Source organism: Pseudoalteromonas sp. PS1M3, from assembly GCF_016865405.1.
Classification (GTDB): Bacteria; Pseudomonadota; Gammaproteobacteria; order Enterobacterales; family Alteromonadaceae; genus Pseudoalteromonas; species Pseudoalteromonas marina.
The window spans coordinates 547,313-563,475 of the sequence record NZ_AP022625.1 but is presented as its reverse complement, the minus strand read 5'-3'; the positions used below and the strand labels follow the sequence as shown (position 1 = coordinate 563,475).

The window sequence follows — 16,163 nt, the reverse complement described above, 5'->3', positions numbered from 1 at the left end:
TACGGCTTTTTCAACACAAAAAAAAAGGGCTTATTAGCCCTTTTTTCAATTAATTTGTAAAACCAATTATAGGTTTACTTGGTCTTTAAGACCTTTACCTGCTTTAAAGCTTGGGATAGTTGCCGCTGCGATTTGGATCTCAGCACCCGTTTGAGGGTTACGGCCTGTGCGTGCAGCACGTTCTTTAACTGAGAAAGTACCAAAACCAACTAATGCTACTGAATCACCTTCTTTAAGTGCAGAAGTTACAGCGCCAGTAAACGCGTCAAGAGCACGTGTAGCAGCGGCTTTAGAAATTTCCGCGTCAGTAGCAATTTTTTCAACTAATTGAGCTTTATTCATTGTTAGATTCCTATTCGTTATTATTTTGCCTTCGCAAAACCTATCTTTATGTATTTTTTAAAAGTTAGCAACAGCAAATTGCAATTTTTAGTTAAAATCTTATAAAACACATAAAATTATATTAATTTCCGCTAAAATACAGCATCTTGTGTTAACAAAGACTTAATTTTTGTACAATTTTGGTGCATGTTAATCAGCATATAAAAACTATATTTTTTCGATAACTAAGGTCACTTCCCCGACCTCGACACCAAACTTAACAATAGATGTGCGGTTAATCAAGCGCGATTGTGTTACCAAGTACATCCAATCATCAAAATTAACTTCTAAAGTGCTTCCGTCATAAGGGAGTTCTACGTTGTAGTTCCAATGAAATACACTGCCATCACTCTTACCTTGCGCAACGCCAAGAACGTCTGCAGCAGTCCCTGTAAGGGTGTTATCGTCATTAAGGGTTATTTTCCAGATGCGTTTTTGTGTTTCACCATCATCATACACAAAGTCTTCTTCTATGACGCCCTGGTTGCCCTCCCACGTAGCGTTCATATCAACGACTAACTTACGGGTTAACTCACCTTTAAAGTCTTGCACTATGCCATATGCTTTTAATTTGCCGCTAAAGAAAGTTTTAAAGTCAAAATTGGGAGTTGTTTTACTGTAGTGTTCTACATTAGGCGCTGAGCAACTAACCAAAAAAAGTGCAAATACACACACAAAAATCGTTTTTAACGCGTTATTAATAATCATTTTAATTTCCTAATAGTTTTTTTCTTAAAGCTGGCTCTGACGTATTTTTACCTAACCAAATAGCTAAAAAATCACTTGAAAACGCAACATCATCAATTACGCCAACCTCGCTATCGTTATGCAAAAAAGTACTTTTGCCTTCCTTATCAGTTATCAGCGTTAACGAATCACCTTTACCTATGTTTGGCCAAATAGACAAAAGCACCTCATCGTACTTGCCGACTAGATTTTTTTTACCTATGTGCTCCCACTGCTCATTGGTTGCTTTAACTATATCTTTGGCGTCAAAATCACGTAAATAGGTCAGCTTAAATTTGACAGGGTGTTCACCCAAAGCATAATCGCCAGAAGGGGTATACAAGGTGGCGTCGTAAACATCCCAAAACAAGTATTCCATTCTACCCTCGCCCACTTTGCTATATTCAACATTAGCAAAGGCAGAAGTAGACAATAAAAGACATAAAACAGTTGTCGTTATGATTGATTTCACGATTAAAGTCCTTCTTTTAATAACAAATAAAAGGGTAAACTAATTTTGACTTGCTAAAATAATCGACTTAATTTTTTGGTTTATAAATACAATAAACGTAAAGGCTGCCGACCAAATAACACCGTAGGCTACCCAAAACTGCCATAGCGGTAAGCCTAAATTAATTACGTTAAAACGCGCACCCGCCCAGTAGCTAGCTGGCGCAAAAATAAGGCAAACAACAAATACCTGCCAAAGTCTTAATCGACTTAAAAAATGCATCGATGTATTTAATGAAAGAAGCAACGCGGCCCATAGAAGTACCAGCCAAATTGGAAAAGGATCAACTTTAAATGAAAGTAGACCAAGCTCCACCGCTATGTATTCAAGTAGCAAAGCGATAGGAAGCGCTTTTAGTAGCAATAATCCATCTTGTTTTTTTTGCTTTGATAAGTAAAACATTAAGCCAATGATGCCAGCGCTAAATAAAAGTGATTGTCCTTCAAGCAGTAATGATAAAAACCACACTGCTTGAAACAAGACAAAATTAATAAGCGAGTGCAATTTTATCTACATTGCTGCTAAAGCGAGGTTTGCGCGCCATTAAATGTACAGTACTGGTTGCACGCGTTCTAAATGCACCTTCACAGTACGCAAAATAAAATAACCACAACCTATAAAAGCGGTCATCAAATTTCGTGCGGTCTAGGTCAGGCCAACTTTTGATAAAGCGTTCACGCCAGTCAGCTAAGGTTCGTGCGTAATGCGTTCCAATATCACTAACAGTATGGATAACCATATCGGTGTTATTTTTGATTTGCTCACTCATTTCGTTTAATGAGGGTAAACACCCACCAGGGAAAATATACTGTTGAATAAAATCTGAATTTTTAAGGTAGTGCTTGTATCGCTGATCGCTTATGGTGATTGCTTGTATCAACATTGCGCCATCGTCTTTGAGTAGCGAACCGCACTGGGTAAAAAAGCTAGGTAAATATTCGTGGCCAACCGCTTCAATCATTTCAATCGAAACGAGTTTGTCGTATTTGCCCGTGAGTAGTCTGTAATCAAGCTTAAGAAGCGAAATTTTATTCTCTAAGCCTAACTCTTTAATTTTTTCTGCAACAAAGTCATGTTGCTCGTCAGATATTGTTGTAGTCGTCACGTGGCAGTCGTAATGTGTTGCTGCGTAAATGGCAAATGCGCCCCATCCTGTGCCAATTTCTATAACGGAATCGCCAGGTTGCAATTCTACCTGTTCACATATGCGCTTTAATTTGTACTGCTGCGCGTCTTCTAGACTGGCATCTTTTGATGGATAAACAGCACACGAGTAAAGCATTTCTTTACTCAAAAACGATTCGTATAAATCGTTACCTAAATCATAGTGAGCAACTATATTTTTTTTAGAGCCTGACTCAGAATTTTTATTTTTTAAATGAGTTAGTCTGTGGGCAATGTTGCTGAAAAACGCGAATTTTTTCTCAAACTCGTCTAACTGTTTTTCATTTATAGCAAATAACTCAATTAGTCGGGTTAAGTTGTCACAACTCCATTGACCTAAAATGTAAGACTCGCCTGCGCCAACACTTCCAGATAATGCAAACGCCTTGTACATCGCTTTGTCATGAATTGTTACCGTTACTTTTAAGTCGGATGATGCATCTCCAAAAACAAGCTGCAGATCTTCATCAATAACGGTGATTTGCCCTGTTTCTATTGAAGAAAAAGCTTTAAATACTAATTTTTTATAAAGCCCTGTAAACCAGCCCGTGTTTTGTTCGCAATTTAAGCTAGACACTTTTTCCATTAGAACACCTATATTATTTTTATTACTGCTTGTATGTAATTTGTGACTTTTAAGAATGACCTAAAAAAGGCACTCTTTTTATAAACAGCTTCAACGCTTGGTAATAAATACCTTTAAATATTGTCCACGTCATTGCTGGGAATCGCTTTAACAACTGACTCATTTCTTTTTCAGTCAGTTCTTTGCGGGTTAATCGAAGAGTAGCATCAAATAGCAATTCTCCATCCCGCTTATTTTCAATATGAATCAATGTTTTATCTTGCGTTAACCTAATTGTCCAATGATAGTTCATATCAAGGTTCATAAAAGGTGATACGGAAAATACTTTTTTAAAGTTCACTTTTTTTTCTAGTGGTATCAAGTAGTAGTGTCGCTCATTCCATGGCGTATTACTTACTTCAGCCACCATGTACTTAAACTCACTGTCGCTATGACCATAAAAGAAAAAATTTACAGGGCTAAAGTAAATACCAAAGCAACGGAGCTGTCCTAGCATGTATACATGGTTAAAAGTCTCAGTTACACCAAGCGATAATAACTGATGATTTGCACGTTCAATGATTGACGCATCATTATTGTGGGGCTTATTAACAAAGTAGTCTGATTCGTTAAACTTTAATGCTTTTGAACCAGACGTACCTAACCATTTATGCTTATTGTTCAATTGCTCTGGGTTGTTGAGATCAACCCACATCATATAAAGTGGATTACTAAAATGATGAGTCTTAACAGCAAAACGGCGATGCTTAACATCGCCTAAATAAACAGCACTAGTCAAATTCAACCCCTAACTGCCTTGCCACATCTACACCACTGCGTACACCATCTTCATGAAAGCCGTTGTACCAATAGGCACCACAAAAATAACTATTATTTTGACCATCGATCGTTTGTTTAAGCCCTTGCGCAGCAATAGACTCTTTGTTGAAAACAGGGTGATGATAAGTGAATTCACGCAATATTTTGCTTTTATCTATCCCTTCAAGGTGGTTTAACGTAACGCAAAACTGCGTGTCTGATTGAATACCTTGCAATATATTCATCTGGTAAGTAACAACAGCTGCTTTGTCGGTATTGTTATTTAATAAATAATTCCAACTAGCCCAAGCGGCTTTTCTGTCAGGTAGTAAATTTGTATCTGTATGAAGTACTACTGAATTTTCAGTATAAGGAATTGCGCCAAGTACTGATTTTTCTTGGCTTGTTGCATCACCAAGTAGTTTGAGTGCTTGGTCTGAGTGGCACGCAAAAATAACTTTATCAAAAAAGTGCTGCTCGCCATTAGCAAGCTCAATGGTTACATCGTCATTTGCACGTGTTACCGATTTAATATCAGTGTTAAGCTTTATTCTGTCAGCAAACCCTTTAATTAATGGGTTAATGTATTCACGTGATCCACCCGGTACAACATACCATTGCGGCCTATTTGTGATATCTAAAAGGCCATGATTAAAGAAAAACTTTACAAAAAACTCTACGCCTACGTTTTCCATTTCTTTAATACTAGTAGACCAAATAGCTGCGCCCATAGGTAAAATATAATGATATTTAAAAAAGTCGTTAAACTGATTTTCATTAAGTAGCTGACCGAGTGTTTGCGATTGCTGATATTCGCCTTTTTCGTGTATGGCTTTACATAGTTTGTTAAATTTAACTATGTCAGATAACAAGCGCCAAAATTTAGGCCTAAAAATATTTCTTCTTTGTGCAAACAAACTGGTGAAGGTATGGCCATTGTACTCAAAGCCTGTTGCCTCATTATGAACACTGAAGCTCATTTGGGTTTCTTGCTTTTTTATACTAATACGCTCAAGTAGCTTTTCAAAATAAGGGTAGGTTCGGTTATTAAAAACAATAAATCCGGTATCCACGGCGTAATTAACGCCCTTAATATCTACGTCAACAGTCGCAGTATGCCCGCCAATATAATCGTTTTTTTCAAATAAAGTGACATCGTAGTGTTTGTGAAGCAAATGCCCACATGTTAAACCTGATACACCAGTTCCTATTATTGCTATTTTTTTCAACGGGTTAATCCTTTTGCTATTTTAAGCCAAAGCGGCAAAGGCAATATCCGCAATGCTTTTAATATAAGCGTAAAGCGATACGGAAAGTGTACCTCTTTACGTCGTTTGTTTATTCCTTTGATCATATAATCTGCCGCTTCTTCAGCGGTCACTGCCATAGGCATGGGAAAATCGTTTTTTTCAGTCAGAGGCGTTTTTACAAACCCTGGGTGAACTAACGTGACATCCACATCCATCAAATCAACGGCTAGGCTTTTAGCTAAATAACTTACGCCCGCTTTAGACGCCCCATAAGCCTCGGAGCGTGGTAACGGTAAGTATGTAACGCTTGAACTAACAATAACTAATTGACCGCCACTTTTAACTTTAGGGAGTAATGCTTCTAAGCAGTAGCCAACCGACAGTAAATTTGCATTAATTACGCGCTCAAACAAAGCACTGTCAAAGTTTTTTGCGTCGTCTATGTATTCACAATTGCCCGCATTAAGAATTACTCGGTCAAAGTGTGGGTATCCAATGGTTGCTTCTTTAATATCTTTTAGGCTTGTTGCATCAAACTTACAACTTTCTATGTTGTTATGTTTTGAAAGCTCAGCTAGTTTTTCTGTATTACGTCCACATGCAATAACGGTGTCGCCCATTTGTGCATATTTAATAGCTAGTTGTTCGCCAATGCCTGACGTTGCGCCTGTAATTAAGGTAACCATAATTAGCCCGCCCTCTTATCAATGTAACTAACCACACTACCTAGAATTGGAATATGCTTGTAAAGTAGTTCGCCTACGTTGAAATAATCACGATGCTTAACAATTTTATCATTATCAAAAATTAGCTTACTGTGCCCCTGCACAGATATGGTTTTGCCAGAGGCCAGTTTGGGATGTGAATAATGCATAGTCCAATAAACAAATGCATTGTTGTTGATACCAAACGAATCCGTTATATCAAATTGACAATGCTTAACATTGCTATATAAATTTGCAAAATAGTCACGCAAACTTTCTATGCCGTTAATTTCGTGCATCGGATCAATAAATTGAATATTGTCGGCATAAATGTCACTTAATAAGTCCAAATTAGAGCTATTAAGTTGCTGGTAAATATCAACAAATTTATCTACTGGTAACTGGTTATCCATATCATACCTTAAATGCAGCGAGCGCACGTTCACGTGCAGCTTTGTGGTCAACAATTGCTGGCCAGTAACATTCACTTCCCTTGCCTGTTGCAGCTAAGTAAGTATGCGGAAAATGAATGTGTTTATCTGGCACATTTTCAAGCTCAGGCAAATACTTACGTATAAACTTACCTGTTGGATCAAAGCGCTCACTTTGAGTAATAGGGTTGAAAATCCTAAAATACGGTTGTGCATCACACCCTGTGCTTGCAGCCCACTGCCAGCCACCATTGTTAGAAGCTAAATCGCCATCAATAAGGTGCTGCATAAAAAAGCGCTCACCTTCACGCCAGTCAATTAATAGGTGTTTAGTTAAAAAACTGGCCACTACCATTCTTAAACGGTTATGCATCCATCCAGTTTGCTTAAGCTGTAACATAGCTGCGTCTACGAGTGGGTAACCAGTTCGACCTTCGCACCACGCGTTAAATTCTTTTTCACTTTTTCGCCATTCAACAGGATTGTATTTCTCGTTAAAGTTTTCACCACGAGAGAGCTTCGGGTACTCTGCAATAAGATGCCTGTAAAACTCTCGCCAAATAAGCTCGTTAACCCACGTGAATGTTTTACTTTTTGATGTAGTCAGAATGTCGGGGTAACGTTGCTGTATATTAATTAGCAACTGCTTTGGGCTAATAATGCCCAGCGCTAAATACGGGCTCAAACCCGATGTACCTTTAATACTGGGGATATCACGCTGATCGTCGTAGCTTGTTAACTTATCGCAAATAAAATTATCAACTACACTCAAAAGTGTTTCATCATCAACAGGCCATTTATCCGAACTACAATCGCTTTCAAGGTGCTGGCTTTTTTCAATTTTTATAGGGTTTTGTTCTAGTGGCCATTGCGCCAAGCTAAAGTGAGTATCTTGATACTGTTTTAACCATGCGCGTTTAAATGGTGTGAATACTTTATACATTTCATTACTTTGGTTTTTAATGCTACCAACAGGCGCAATTAAATCTCCTTCGTATAATGTAAAAGTAATGGAACGTTTGTCACATTGCGCTAAAACAGCTTTGTCTCGATTTACTTCGTTAAGCTCATATTCTGTATTAGCAATAATATGCTGAATATCATGAGTTTCACAAAACGAAAGTAGCTCAGATTCACAATCACTAAAACTGGGAGCGTTTATTACATTAAGCGTTATCCCGAAATTGGCAAGTTGCTCTTGCAAATAAGTTACACGTCGCTTTAGTAAATCAATTTGTATTGGCGCTGCTTGGTGTTGTTGCCACTGCTTTTCGCAAACAAAAAAAATGGCGTGTTTAGCGCCATTATTTAGCGCTTCTATTAACGCTTCATTCGAAAAAAGGCGCAAATCGCGCCTAAACCAAAATAATGTATTCATTAAATACCAAATCGTAGTTTTAAATCATGAGGATAGGGATTAAAAAACACCTGTTTTTCTAGGTACTCTTTAGGGTGAACTTTTAGATGGTGCTTAAGTAAAGTAAGAGGCACATAAAGCGGCACTAAACCAGAGCGATACTCGTCTATTGCTTCACGCAGTTCTTGCTTTTCTACCTTAGCAAGGTCTTTTTTAAAGTAACCTTGTAAATGCATTAAGGTGTTACAGTTATTACGACGAGATGCAGGTTTTTTAAGCCCTGTCATTAAACCTAAAATGTATTCATCGGCCAATGCGTTTATATCATCACCAGCGTAGGTTCCAAGTAACTTGCCAAGCTCTCGATAAGCTTGGTAATTGTGTGCCATTAATAAATACTTATGCTTTGCATGAAATTGCGTTAAGTGATGAACACTTAATGGTTCTTTTACAAGCTGCTGCCAACTGTTTAGAACGTACACGCGCATTACAAAATTTTCACGCAGGTGTATATCGTTTAACCTACCATTTTCCTCGCAAGGCAAAAGTGGGTTGTGCTTCATAATTTGTTCTGCAAAGAAACCAACGCCCTCTGAGGTATTACCCGTCCCAGCCTCGTTGTATATTTTTATACGCTCCATGCCACAACTTGGGCTTTTGGCACAAAATACAAAACCACTCAACTCTTTAGCTTGCTCAGTAGCAACCTTTTTACCGTACTCGGTTAACTGCGGTCCAACGTCACCAGAGCCATCAGGACGGCAAACTTTAATTGTGTCGCCAACTCGAACTTGGCGAATTGTAGGTCGAGGAATTGGTAAGCCAACCGCAACCTCAGGACAAAAGCGTGTGTATTCAACATGCTTTGCAAGTTCGTCCATACAAAAGTTTGACCTTTTGTGACCTGTATCAAATCTAACTTTCTCGCCTGCTAAGCAGGCGCTTATACCTATTTTTATTGTAGTTTTTTGCATGTAATCTCTTAGTAGATTAAATTACCAATTGGATTTAGTAATTTACTTAGCCCTTTATTAAAATGTAGCGCACTGCTCACAACTGTAAAGCATAAACACCCATCTTTTGTTATTGGCGTGTGTTGATGGCGACCATCTTGCCAAATAAAGTCACCTGGCACGTAGTGTCCGTCTTCATCACAAAACTCACCGTCAAGTAATAGGGTTATTTCAAAACCTGTGTGCGTATGTTCAGGAATTTCACCGCCCGCATCTATGTGCAGTAAACTTGAACGTAATGCGCCATCGTCTAGTGCTACACGTGAACGGGCTAATTTGCCAACTTGAGTAAACTTGCTGTGCGAAATACGAGTCAGAGCACGAGGGAGTTGGTAATTGTGATCATTTACACTTACTTTAACTGGCTCTACTTCATATACTTCGTCTACAGAATCGTCTGCAGTAATTAAGTCAAGCACATTCATATCAAACTCTTCAAGCAACTGAGATTGGTTATTAACCGGATTCTCAAAAGCTTCGGTGTCTTCACTAAACAAAGCATCTGCGTTGCTTGCTTCTATTTTTGCTACTTTTTCTTGGCAAACAGGACACATATCCACATGTATCGAAACTGCAAGGCTCAAAGAGGCACTTAACGACGCTGAACAATACTCTGTAAGTAGTGTTTCACTCGGGTGATGTTTAATCATGCTGATCTCCCATTTCATTACGTAATTTCTGCAAGGCTAAACGTAATCGTGATTTTACCGTGCCTACTGGAATATTAAGTTGTTGAGCTAATTGCTCTTGCGACATATCTTGAAAATATACACCACGAACGACCTCACGTTGAGCGATAGGCAATTTATCAAGGTAGCGTTTAATTTGTTTGTCTTCTAAATGGTCAGTGTATTCGTGATTTGTGTCTTCAGAATCATTAATTAAAGGCCAAATGTCTTCGCTGATATTTTCTTCTTTATTGCTCTTCATTTTACGAAGCATATCAAATGACGCATTACGCATTACTGTATAAACCCACGTAGTCGCAGCACCCTTATCGCTGTTGTATAAGTGTGCTTTACGCCATACAGACGTTAATGTTTCTTGTACAAGCTCCATTGCTTGTGCTTCCACACCAAATTGCTTTATTCCAAAGCGTTTAATTTTTGGTGAAAAGTATTCAAATAAATAGGCAAATGCTTTTTTATCACGGTCTTGTGCAACCGACAGTAATGCTTGCATAAGTTCAGAACTAGGCGTTTCTGGCATGGCAGTATACTTACCTGTATTAGGTTCACAACGAGTTGACTGTTGTTGACTTACCATAGTAATTGATCCCATTATTGTTTTGATAAAGGTAATACGTGCAATAAATGGTACGAGATCACATTATTTAGGCAAATTCGTTATTAATTACAGTATGGAGGAAATTAAGTAAGTTATCAAAGTTAGTTTCGAACGCAAGTTGTTGTTTTTTCTCGATCGAAATAGGTAACAACTCAAGCCAACGGGCGGCTATCCAAGCTAAATTATTAAAGTTAGTTGTTTTGTAAAGTAGGCTAAGTTCAGGGTTGCCATAAAAAACGTTACGCAATGCGTCATGCAATAAAAAATGCTCACCCACTTGTTTGTTTTTATCGCTATACCAGTAAGGCGTTTTGCAATCAGATATTAAACCATGGCGAAGTTCTTCTTCGTCTTGGTAAACATCATTTATTTGAACACTTTTAGACGCAAAAACATCAATAAGCAGCACGTCATTATCGTCTTGGTCAAAGTCGATTATATCAACCAAGCATCCTTGGGCGCTAATGTTAAAAGGTGTGTCGTGCTCAAACGTACATAGCACAAACCCCGTGTTATTTTTTAATGCGGTTTTAACCATGTTTAAATAACGAGGTTCAAAAATACGCAAACGCGTATAACCTTCAGGTAAAATAAAAATGGGTAATGGGAAAATCGCACGTTTCATAAAGTCTACTTCTATCAATAACACTGCCTTTATTTACGTGCGTTTTTACTAAGTCGATCAGCTTTAAATAAACCGAATTAATTGCATTATACTTAATTGGTTAAATATTAAGCCACCCACCCATACTCTTTAATGCTTGTACAGATACATACGCAGTTATAATACTCACTACGGGTGCCAACATAAGTGCAAATAATCCAAGTTCGGTACTCATCGCCTTATTCCTTTAAGTTGCTTATTTTGCGTTATTAACTGCAGGGTCTTTACTTTCTGCCGCTTCATTACTCACTAAATCAGCAGGCTCAATTAACGTTTCCAGTGTTAATTTTGTATCAAAATAAAGTGTTTCTTTTATAGATTTTTCAAGCTCAATGGTGGTTTGCTTAATGTAGGTAGTTACAGTGTTTGTTAAAATATCAGTTACATCTAGGTCCACTTCTGTCGCGTTTACTTGCGAAGAACCTAATACTAATAAACTAGCCATAGCGATTTTAATTGAATGTTTCATAATGGTATTCCTTGTTTGTGTATTGTTTAGACGTAGTTATATACTCAAGGGTTGTGCCAAGATGAAAATAAAGTTTAAATTGCTGATATTAATAAAGTTTTAATGAGCTGGTTAATTTATTGAAATTCAGGAAAGGTTAATTTAACCACGTAGTTTTATTTTTTAGCCACTTTTTAGTTAAAAAATAAATAGGGGTATGCTTAATTTTTTTATGCTAGCTAAAAAATTTAAATACAAAATGGCACGGTGAATTACAAAGTCATTACAAAAAAACACACAACTTTAAATAATGGTTTTGAAATAACAAAAAAGTGAATACAAAAAAATGGGGAGGCCTGGGTTTACTTTTTACCTAAACGATAGGCATCAACCATACTCAGCACCCAAATAATTATCATAAGTGGCAAGTATTTGTATTCTGCAAGTTTTGCACATGCCAGTGACGGCTCTTTTGCAGCACCTAATATAGAGGTGATGGTCATCGGTATTTTTCCTGCCACAATTTCATTGGCTGTACATTGTGCAACGGCAAATATATCTTTCATCGTTAAAATTAATAATACCGAAAACACACCAGCAAATATTGCACCTATTAAATGTTTTTTTAACGAAAAGTGCCCTGCCCCTGGGTAAATAATGGCTGTTAGTAATGCGGCTTTTAAATTTGCTTTCATGGTTATTAACTTGAGTTTTGTTGTAAATAGGCCAACCCATAGTGAATTATTTTTGTTTAAAATCAAGAAAAGCTTTAACTTATACAGTGATTGAAAGTTTCAGCGTACACTTGTACACTAAACTCAAATTAAATAGTGGTAGGAGCAGTAATGTCACTCGACGCCCCTTATTCTCGTAAAGAAGAACAGCTCAATGTTATAAGCCACGCACTCGGTATTTTTTTTGCTGTTTTTGTTATGTGGGATTTATTTAACCAAGCAACCAGCACTAAAGCCAATATAAGTACCGCAATATACGGTAGTAGCTTATTTATACTATTTTTATCATCAACACTATACCACGCGAGCGTGCAACCTAAGTTGCGTGCCTTGTATAAAAAGTGTGACCACTGCGCCATTTATTTACTTATTGCAGGCACATACACTCCTTTTTTATTACTCTCACTAACGGGGGCCTGGTCATGGGGTACACTCACCTTTATATGGACCGTTGCGATTGCAGGTGTTGCATACAAAATACTTGTTAAAAATGGTAACAAAAAAATATCCCTAGCCACCTACCTACTCATGGGGTGGTTTGCATTAGCAATTATCTATCCATTGTATTCAAGCATTGATGTAAAAGCTTTGTATTGGCTACTCGCTGGCGGAATTTTTTATAGCGCAGGCACACTATTTTACAGCGCTAAAACAACTCAATTCAGTCACGCAATTTGGCACTTATTCGTAATAGCTGGTTGTGTTTGTCATTATATTTCGATCAGTACCTACGTTTATTAATGGCTGCTTAGAGCTTGAGTTAACAGTTACTTTTTAATTTCGTCAAAGTATAGTGCTTGCATAGTCAGGAAAACGACCCAATCGCTCGTTTTTATCTTGCATTAAAAACCTGAACGACTGTATTTTGTTAGTACTAGCAAATGCTTAAGAAGTTTGTTACAAATGAGTAATTAAGACAAACAAGCGATGCTATGGTAGAAATACGCGCGATTAGCTCGCTATAAACATGTTACGTGTCTTTTGAAGATCATCTAAGGAATTGAAGATTGGCAAACCCAAATAATTCATTGTCGCAAAAAGTTACCAGATTGGATGATGATATTTCTAAGATTAAATCTGATCTCAAAGAGAATAAAATTCGCCCATCTACTCAGTGTGGTAAGTGGCCTGTAAGAGTATATCGGCCTCTTATTTCCCCGAAATTAGACAGCAAAGTAATTCTCACTGACTCAACTTGGCAGTTTGTAGAGATATATCTAAAAAGAAATTGCACGAATAGTGATGCTGTTTTCTATTGGCAGCAGGCAAAAAATTTCTATGAAGCAACCAAACAGCTTGATCTTATATCTAAGCCATTAACAACGTATTACTGTTTTCTAAATGCAACAAAGGCTTTGCTGGAGTGTAAGTCAATTGATTATCATTTTTCGCATGGGGTTTCTGGAAAGGTATCAGATGGCCACAAACGTCTAAATAATGAGCTTGTCAGGTTTCAGGTTAGAGGTGTACTTTCGGGGTTATGTGTTTACCTAGAAGAACCAGTTACACCAGAGTCAACAGAGAGAAAGTTTGAAGAATATAATCTGAAAGACATTTTATATAATTTACCCTATGTTCATCGAGCGTATCATTCAACATACGGTAATCAAGCTGAAGTATTTATTCCTGTATTAAATCCTAGAATTGTTCACGACAAAAGTCGAGGTAAATGCTGGCTTGAACTCCAATTAGAGCCAGAGCATTCAAATGCAACAACGTTAGGTAGACTTGTGGGGTATAGTTTAGATCGTAGGTATCGAAATGACGAAATTTACACCGTGAGAAGGAATAAAGATTTTAAATGGAATGCACCAAGAAATAAACCTGACTTGATTAGTAATAATAGGCTAAAAAATTATTTAAAGAATAGGCGCTCTGAAATGGCCTATATTTATAGCGCAAACGACCTCTGGTACGTTAAAAGAAAAGACTTAAAATCTACATCTGTAATTAGTCGTAGCACGCTGCCTCTAACTTATGCTGCAATGCATAGGCTAAGTGAGCTTGCTCGGTATGAACCACAGTCGCTAAGAGCACACTTAGAAAAAGATGCGTCTTGGCTACTTAGTGAGTTCATCGAAAAATCCATAGTACAGTTTATTGATCAAATATCCTGTGAAATCACTGGAAATGAGTTCCGGATGACTGGGTTTCGCTCATGAAAACACGTAATCGGGTAGCCGGAGGTCTCTAACCTCCAGCCCCCACACCACCCATCATGCGGGTCCGCAATGGGCGGTTCATCTCCCGTAATGAATATTGATCCAAATATCTTTCAATGACACTAAACCTTGTGATGCTAAATAGTCATTACCTAGCGCAATGTTAATTCCTTTTGTTTTTGAGCTTCTACAAGGGCCTTTACTGGTGATACCACAGGCTATGGCGAGTCGCTCGCTAACACCCAATCTCATTAAACTGCGTACTTTAGTGCGTGGTTTACGCCATTGTCGCCAGTAGCACATTCTTATCCTGCGACGGATCCAGTGATCTAAATCCACCGTTAATTGATAAGCATTGGCTATTAGGTAATAGTATCCCCATCCGCGTAAGTATTGCGTCAGTTTATGAATTTGTAGGGTCATTGAGATCCCCCAGTTGCGGTTAGTGAGTTCTCTTACATTTGCTTTAAATTTCTTTAGCGCTTGTTCGTGGATCTGCACTTGAGCGTAACGGAAGGTAAACCCGAGAAATTTCGAGCCTGATACGGGACCGACTCGACTTTTCGATTCATTCACTTTGAGTTTTAATCGCTGAGTGATAAACGCAGTAATTTCCCGTTGGATTATGAGTCCTTCGCTTTTCGTTTTTACTAAAATGATTATGTCATCAGCGTAACGTGCAAACTTAAGGTGTTTGTAGGTTAGCTTCTTATCTAATTCATCGAGTAAAATATTGGAAAGTAAAGGGGATAATGGCCCACCTTGAGGGACTCCTTTGGTTGACTCAAACCACAGACCCGTTTCGCGCTCTGCGATCCCCGCTCGGAGGTATTTACCAAGTAGGCGCATGAGTGCTTTGTCTTTGACTTTACGACCAACACGATTCATCAGCATGTCATGGTTTACTTCATCAAAGAACTTAGACAAGTCAATATCAACTGCTGTTTTATAACCTTGTTTAACACAAGATTGAACATGATTTACTGCTTGGCTGGCTCTTTTATGAGGGCGATAACCATAACTATGTGGTGAAAATAGAGGCTCAAAGTAAGGGCTAATCACTTGAGCAATAGCTTGTTGGATCACTCTGTCGATAACAGAAGGGATCCCAAGCATTCGCTCACCGCCATCGGGTTTGGGTATCATCACGCGTTTGACTGGCAAGGGTTGATAAGTGCCGCTAAGTAATTGTTGTTTAATACCCAGCCAATGTAACTTAGCGAAGTCATTAAATTCCTCAATACTCATATTATCAATACCCGCAGCCCCTTTATTGCGCTTAACATGTTGCCATGCTGCACCAATATTGTGGTTGCTCAGTACCCTTGCCATCAGGTCACGATCTGTTTTGTTGTATTCATTCGAGGTATTATTCACAGTCGAACGCCGTTCATCACTATCACAACACGGTGATCTATGTGAATTCAAGTTCATTTGTAGTATCTCCTCTGGTTAAGATGTTCAGGCCTTCACCGTGTCCCCTCCATTACGATGGGCGTTTGGCTACTATGCCGTCTGCTGACTTCTGATAAATCACTCTAGCGATTACTCGATAAAGCGCGTCGAAACTAACGCTTGTTTACTGCTATTTCGCTCGCTGTAGGTCGCAGCAACCAAAGCGCCAAGGGTTGAACAACCAGTCCCTAACTGGTAATCTCCAAGCGTTAGCGCGGATGCGTGTTTATCAGATCTCCCCGAATAAGGTGCATCGACTTTCTCTGCACAACTGCATCATCTACGGTGGCCGTTAGATCACATGACTTCGCTATCTTGTGCTAGCTCGTCTCCAGCCTACGCCTCATATGATGTTTTTGTTCATCAGCTCACAGATTTGCTAGCGGCTTCCTCTAGACTATATCTCGCGATTTAGCCCTTGCCATTCGCTAGTAGTTATCGTTTAATAACAGTGTGTTATTTAAACGGTGATCTTCCTACAGAGGACTTTCA

General features: G+C 38.3%; 19 protein-coding genes. 2 read left to right on the top strand and 17 right to left on the bottom strand.

Features of this window, described 5'->3' with window-relative positions; all coding sequences use genetic code 11:
* Positions 1-66: 66 nt before the first annotated feature.
* The 16 genes from PS1M3_RS19220 to PS1M3_RS19145 form a co-directional block, all read right to left on the bottom strand.
* Positions 67-342 (bottom strand): HU family DNA-binding protein, encoded by a 276-nt coding sequence (locus PS1M3_RS19220; protein ID WP_006793424.1) that lies wholly within the window; start codon positions 340-342, stop codon positions 67-69.
* A gap of 207 nt (positions 343-549) precedes the next feature.
* Entirely contained in the window at positions 550-1,089 is a 540-nt protein-coding gene (locus PS1M3_RS19215; protein WP_008129191.1) for a DUF3833 domain-containing protein, read from the bottom strand.
* 1 nt (position 1,090) lies between these two features.
* Positions 1,091-1,567, bottom strand: coding sequence for a chalcone isomerase family protein (locus tag PS1M3_RS19210; RefSeq protein ID WP_370587932.1), 477 nt, complete (start codon positions 1,565-1,567; stop codon positions 1,091-1,093).
* Positions 1,568-1,618: 51 nt separating this feature from the next.
* Positions 1,619-2,128, bottom strand: a complete 510-nt coding sequence (locus tag PS1M3_RS19205) for a DUF2878 domain-containing protein (protein ID WP_033025361.1) — start codon at positions 2,126-2,128, stop codon at positions 1,619-1,621.
* Positions 2,106-3,368: a cyclopropane-fatty-acyl-phospholipid synthase family protein gene (locus PS1M3_RS19200; protein ID WP_008129194.1), complete on the bottom strand. Its 1,263-nt coding sequence runs from the start codon at positions 3,366-3,368 to the stop codon at positions 2,106-2,108. Before PS1M3_RS19200 ends, PS1M3_RS19205 begins: the two co-directional genes overlap by 23 nt.
* Positions 3,369-3,417: 49 nt before the next feature.
* On the bottom strand, positions 3,418-4,146 hold the full coding sequence (locus PS1M3_RS19195; RefSeq protein WP_008129195.1) for a DUF1365 domain-containing protein: 729 nt from the start codon (positions 4,144-4,146) through the stop codon (positions 3,418-3,420).
* A complete protein-coding gene (locus PS1M3_RS19190; RefSeq protein ID WP_203987519.1) occupies positions 4,139-5,395 on the bottom strand; it encodes an NAD(P)/FAD-dependent oxidoreductase in 1,257 nt (418 codons plus the stop codon). Before PS1M3_RS19190 ends, PS1M3_RS19195 begins: the two co-directional genes overlap by 8 nt.
* On the bottom strand, positions 5,392-6,102 hold the full coding sequence (locus PS1M3_RS19185; RefSeq protein WP_008129197.1) for an SDR family NAD(P)-dependent oxidoreductase: 711 nt from the start codon (positions 6,100-6,102) through the stop codon (positions 5,392-5,394). Before PS1M3_RS19185 ends, PS1M3_RS19190 begins: the two co-directional genes overlap by 4 nt.
* Before the next feature lie 2 nt (positions 6,103-6,104).
* Positions 6,105-6,533, bottom strand: a complete 429-nt coding sequence (locus PS1M3_RS19180) for a nuclear transport factor 2 family protein (protein WP_006794850.1) — start codon at positions 6,531-6,533, stop codon at positions 6,105-6,107.
* Position 6,534: 1 nt separating this feature from the next.
* A complete protein-coding gene (gene phrB, locus PS1M3_RS19175) occupies positions 6,535-7,929 on the bottom strand; it encodes a deoxyribodipyrimidine photo-lyase (RefSeq protein ID WP_008129198.1) in 1,395 nt (464 codons plus the stop codon).
* On the bottom strand, positions 7,929-8,882 hold the full coding sequence (locus PS1M3_RS19170) for a DUF523 and DUF1722 domain-containing protein (protein ID WP_010556229.1): 954 nt from the start codon (positions 8,880-8,882) through the stop codon (positions 7,929-7,931). Before PS1M3_RS19170 ends, phrB begins: the two co-directional genes overlap by 1 nt.
* Positions 8,883-8,890: 8 nt before the next feature.
* Positions 8,891-9,571 (bottom strand): ChrR family anti-sigma-E factor, encoded by a 681-nt coding sequence (locus PS1M3_RS19165; RefSeq protein ID WP_008129204.1) that lies wholly within the window; start codon positions 9,569-9,571, stop codon positions 8,891-8,893.
* On the bottom strand, positions 9,564-10,187 hold the full coding sequence (locus tag PS1M3_RS19160) for a sigma-70 family RNA polymerase sigma factor (protein ID WP_008129206.1): 624 nt from the start codon (positions 10,185-10,187) through the stop codon (positions 9,564-9,566). Before PS1M3_RS19160 ends, PS1M3_RS19165 begins: the two co-directional genes overlap by 8 nt.
* Positions 10,188-10,254: 67 nt before the next feature.
* Positions 10,255-10,833 (bottom strand): LON peptidase substrate-binding domain-containing protein, encoded by a 579-nt coding sequence (locus PS1M3_RS19155; protein ID WP_033025371.1) that lies wholly within the window; start codon positions 10,831-10,833, stop codon positions 10,255-10,257.
* Positions 10,834-11,068: 235 nt separating this feature from the next.
* Complete coding sequence (locus tag PS1M3_RS19150) at positions 11,069-11,341, bottom strand: hypothetical protein (RefSeq protein WP_008129211.1); 273 nt, start codon at positions 11,339-11,341, stop codon at positions 11,069-11,071.
* A gap of 341 nt (positions 11,342-11,682) precedes the next feature.
* On the bottom strand, positions 11,683-12,015 hold the full coding sequence (locus PS1M3_RS19145) for a hypothetical protein (RefSeq protein ID WP_008129213.1): 333 nt from the start codon (positions 12,013-12,015) through the stop codon (positions 11,683-11,685).
* 150 nt (positions 12,016-12,165) lie between these two features.
* On the opposite strand from PS1M3_RS19145, the gene PS1M3_RS19140 reads away from it, so the two are divergent.
* Together PS1M3_RS19140 and PS1M3_RS19135 are read left to right on the top strand one after the other, a co-directional pair.
* A complete protein-coding gene (locus tag PS1M3_RS19140) occupies positions 12,166-12,795 on the top strand; it encodes a hemolysin III family protein (RefSeq protein WP_008129215.1) in 630 nt (209 codons plus the stop codon).
* Positions 12,796-13,061: 266 nt separating this feature from the next.
* Complete coding sequence (locus tag PS1M3_RS19135) at positions 13,062-14,216, top strand: YaaC family protein (protein WP_008129217.1); 1,155 nt, start codon at positions 13,062-13,064, stop codon at positions 14,214-14,216.
* A 78-nt stretch (positions 14,217-14,294) separates the two neighbouring features.
* On the opposite strand, the gene ltrA is transcribed toward PS1M3_RS19135, so the two are convergent.
* Entirely contained in the window at positions 14,295-15,650 is a 1,356-nt protein-coding gene (ltrA, locus tag PS1M3_RS19130) for a group II intron reverse transcriptase/maturase (protein ID WP_239104505.1), read from the bottom strand.
* Between the last annotated feature and the right edge of the window lie 513 nt (positions 15,651-16,163).

Coding starts and splice junctions, on each gene's coding strand:
- PS1M3_RS19220 (WP_006793424.1), bottom strand. CDS start 342: ATGAATAAAGCTCAATTAGTTGAAAAAATTGCTACTGACGCGGAAATT.
- PS1M3_RS19215 (WP_008129191.1), bottom strand. CDS start 1,089: ATGATTATTAATAACGCGTTAAAAACGATTTTTGTGTGTGTATTTGCA.
- PS1M3_RS19200 (WP_008129194.1), bottom strand. CDS start 3,368: ATGGAAAAAGTGTCTAGCTTAAATTGCGAACAAAACACGGGCTGGTTT.
- PS1M3_RS19185 (WP_008129197.1), bottom strand. CDS start 6,102: ATGGTTACCTTAATTACAGGCGCAACGTCAGGCATTGGCGAACAACTA.
- PS1M3_RS19180 (WP_006794850.1), bottom strand. CDS start 6,533: ATGGATAACCAGTTACCAGTAGATAAATTTGTTGATATTTACCAGCAA.
- phrB (WP_008129198.1), bottom strand. CDS start 7,929: ATGAATACATTATTTTGGTTTAGGCGCGATTTGCGCCTTTTTTCGAAT.
- PS1M3_RS19170 (WP_010556229.1), bottom strand. CDS start 8,882: ATGCAAAAAACTACAATAAAAATAGGTATAAGCGCCTGCTTAGCAGGC.
- PS1M3_RS19165 (WP_008129204.1), bottom strand. CDS start 9,571: ATGATTAAACATCACCCGAGTGAAACACTACTTACAGAGTATTGTTCA.
- PS1M3_RS19160 (WP_008129206.1), bottom strand. CDS start 10,187: ATGGTAAGTCAACAACAGTCAACTCGTTGTGAACCTAATACAGGTAAG.
- PS1M3_RS19155 (WP_033025371.1), bottom strand. CDS start 10,833: ATGAAACGTGCGATTTTCCCATTACCCATTTTTATTTTACCTGAAGGT.
- PS1M3_RS19150 (WP_008129211.1), bottom strand. CDS start 11,341: ATGAAACATTCAATTAAAATCGCTATGGCTAGTTTATTAGTATTAGGT.
- PS1M3_RS19145 (WP_008129213.1), bottom strand. CDS start 12,015: ATGAAAGCAAATTTAAAAGCCGCATTACTAACAGCCATTATTTACCCA.
- PS1M3_RS19140 (WP_008129215.1), top strand. CDS start 12,166: ATGTCACTCGACGCCCCTTATTCTCGTAAAGAAGAACAGCTCAATGTT.
- ltrA (WP_239104505.1), bottom strand. CDS start 15,650: ATGAACTTGAATTCACATAGATCACCGTGTTGTGATAGTGATGAACGG.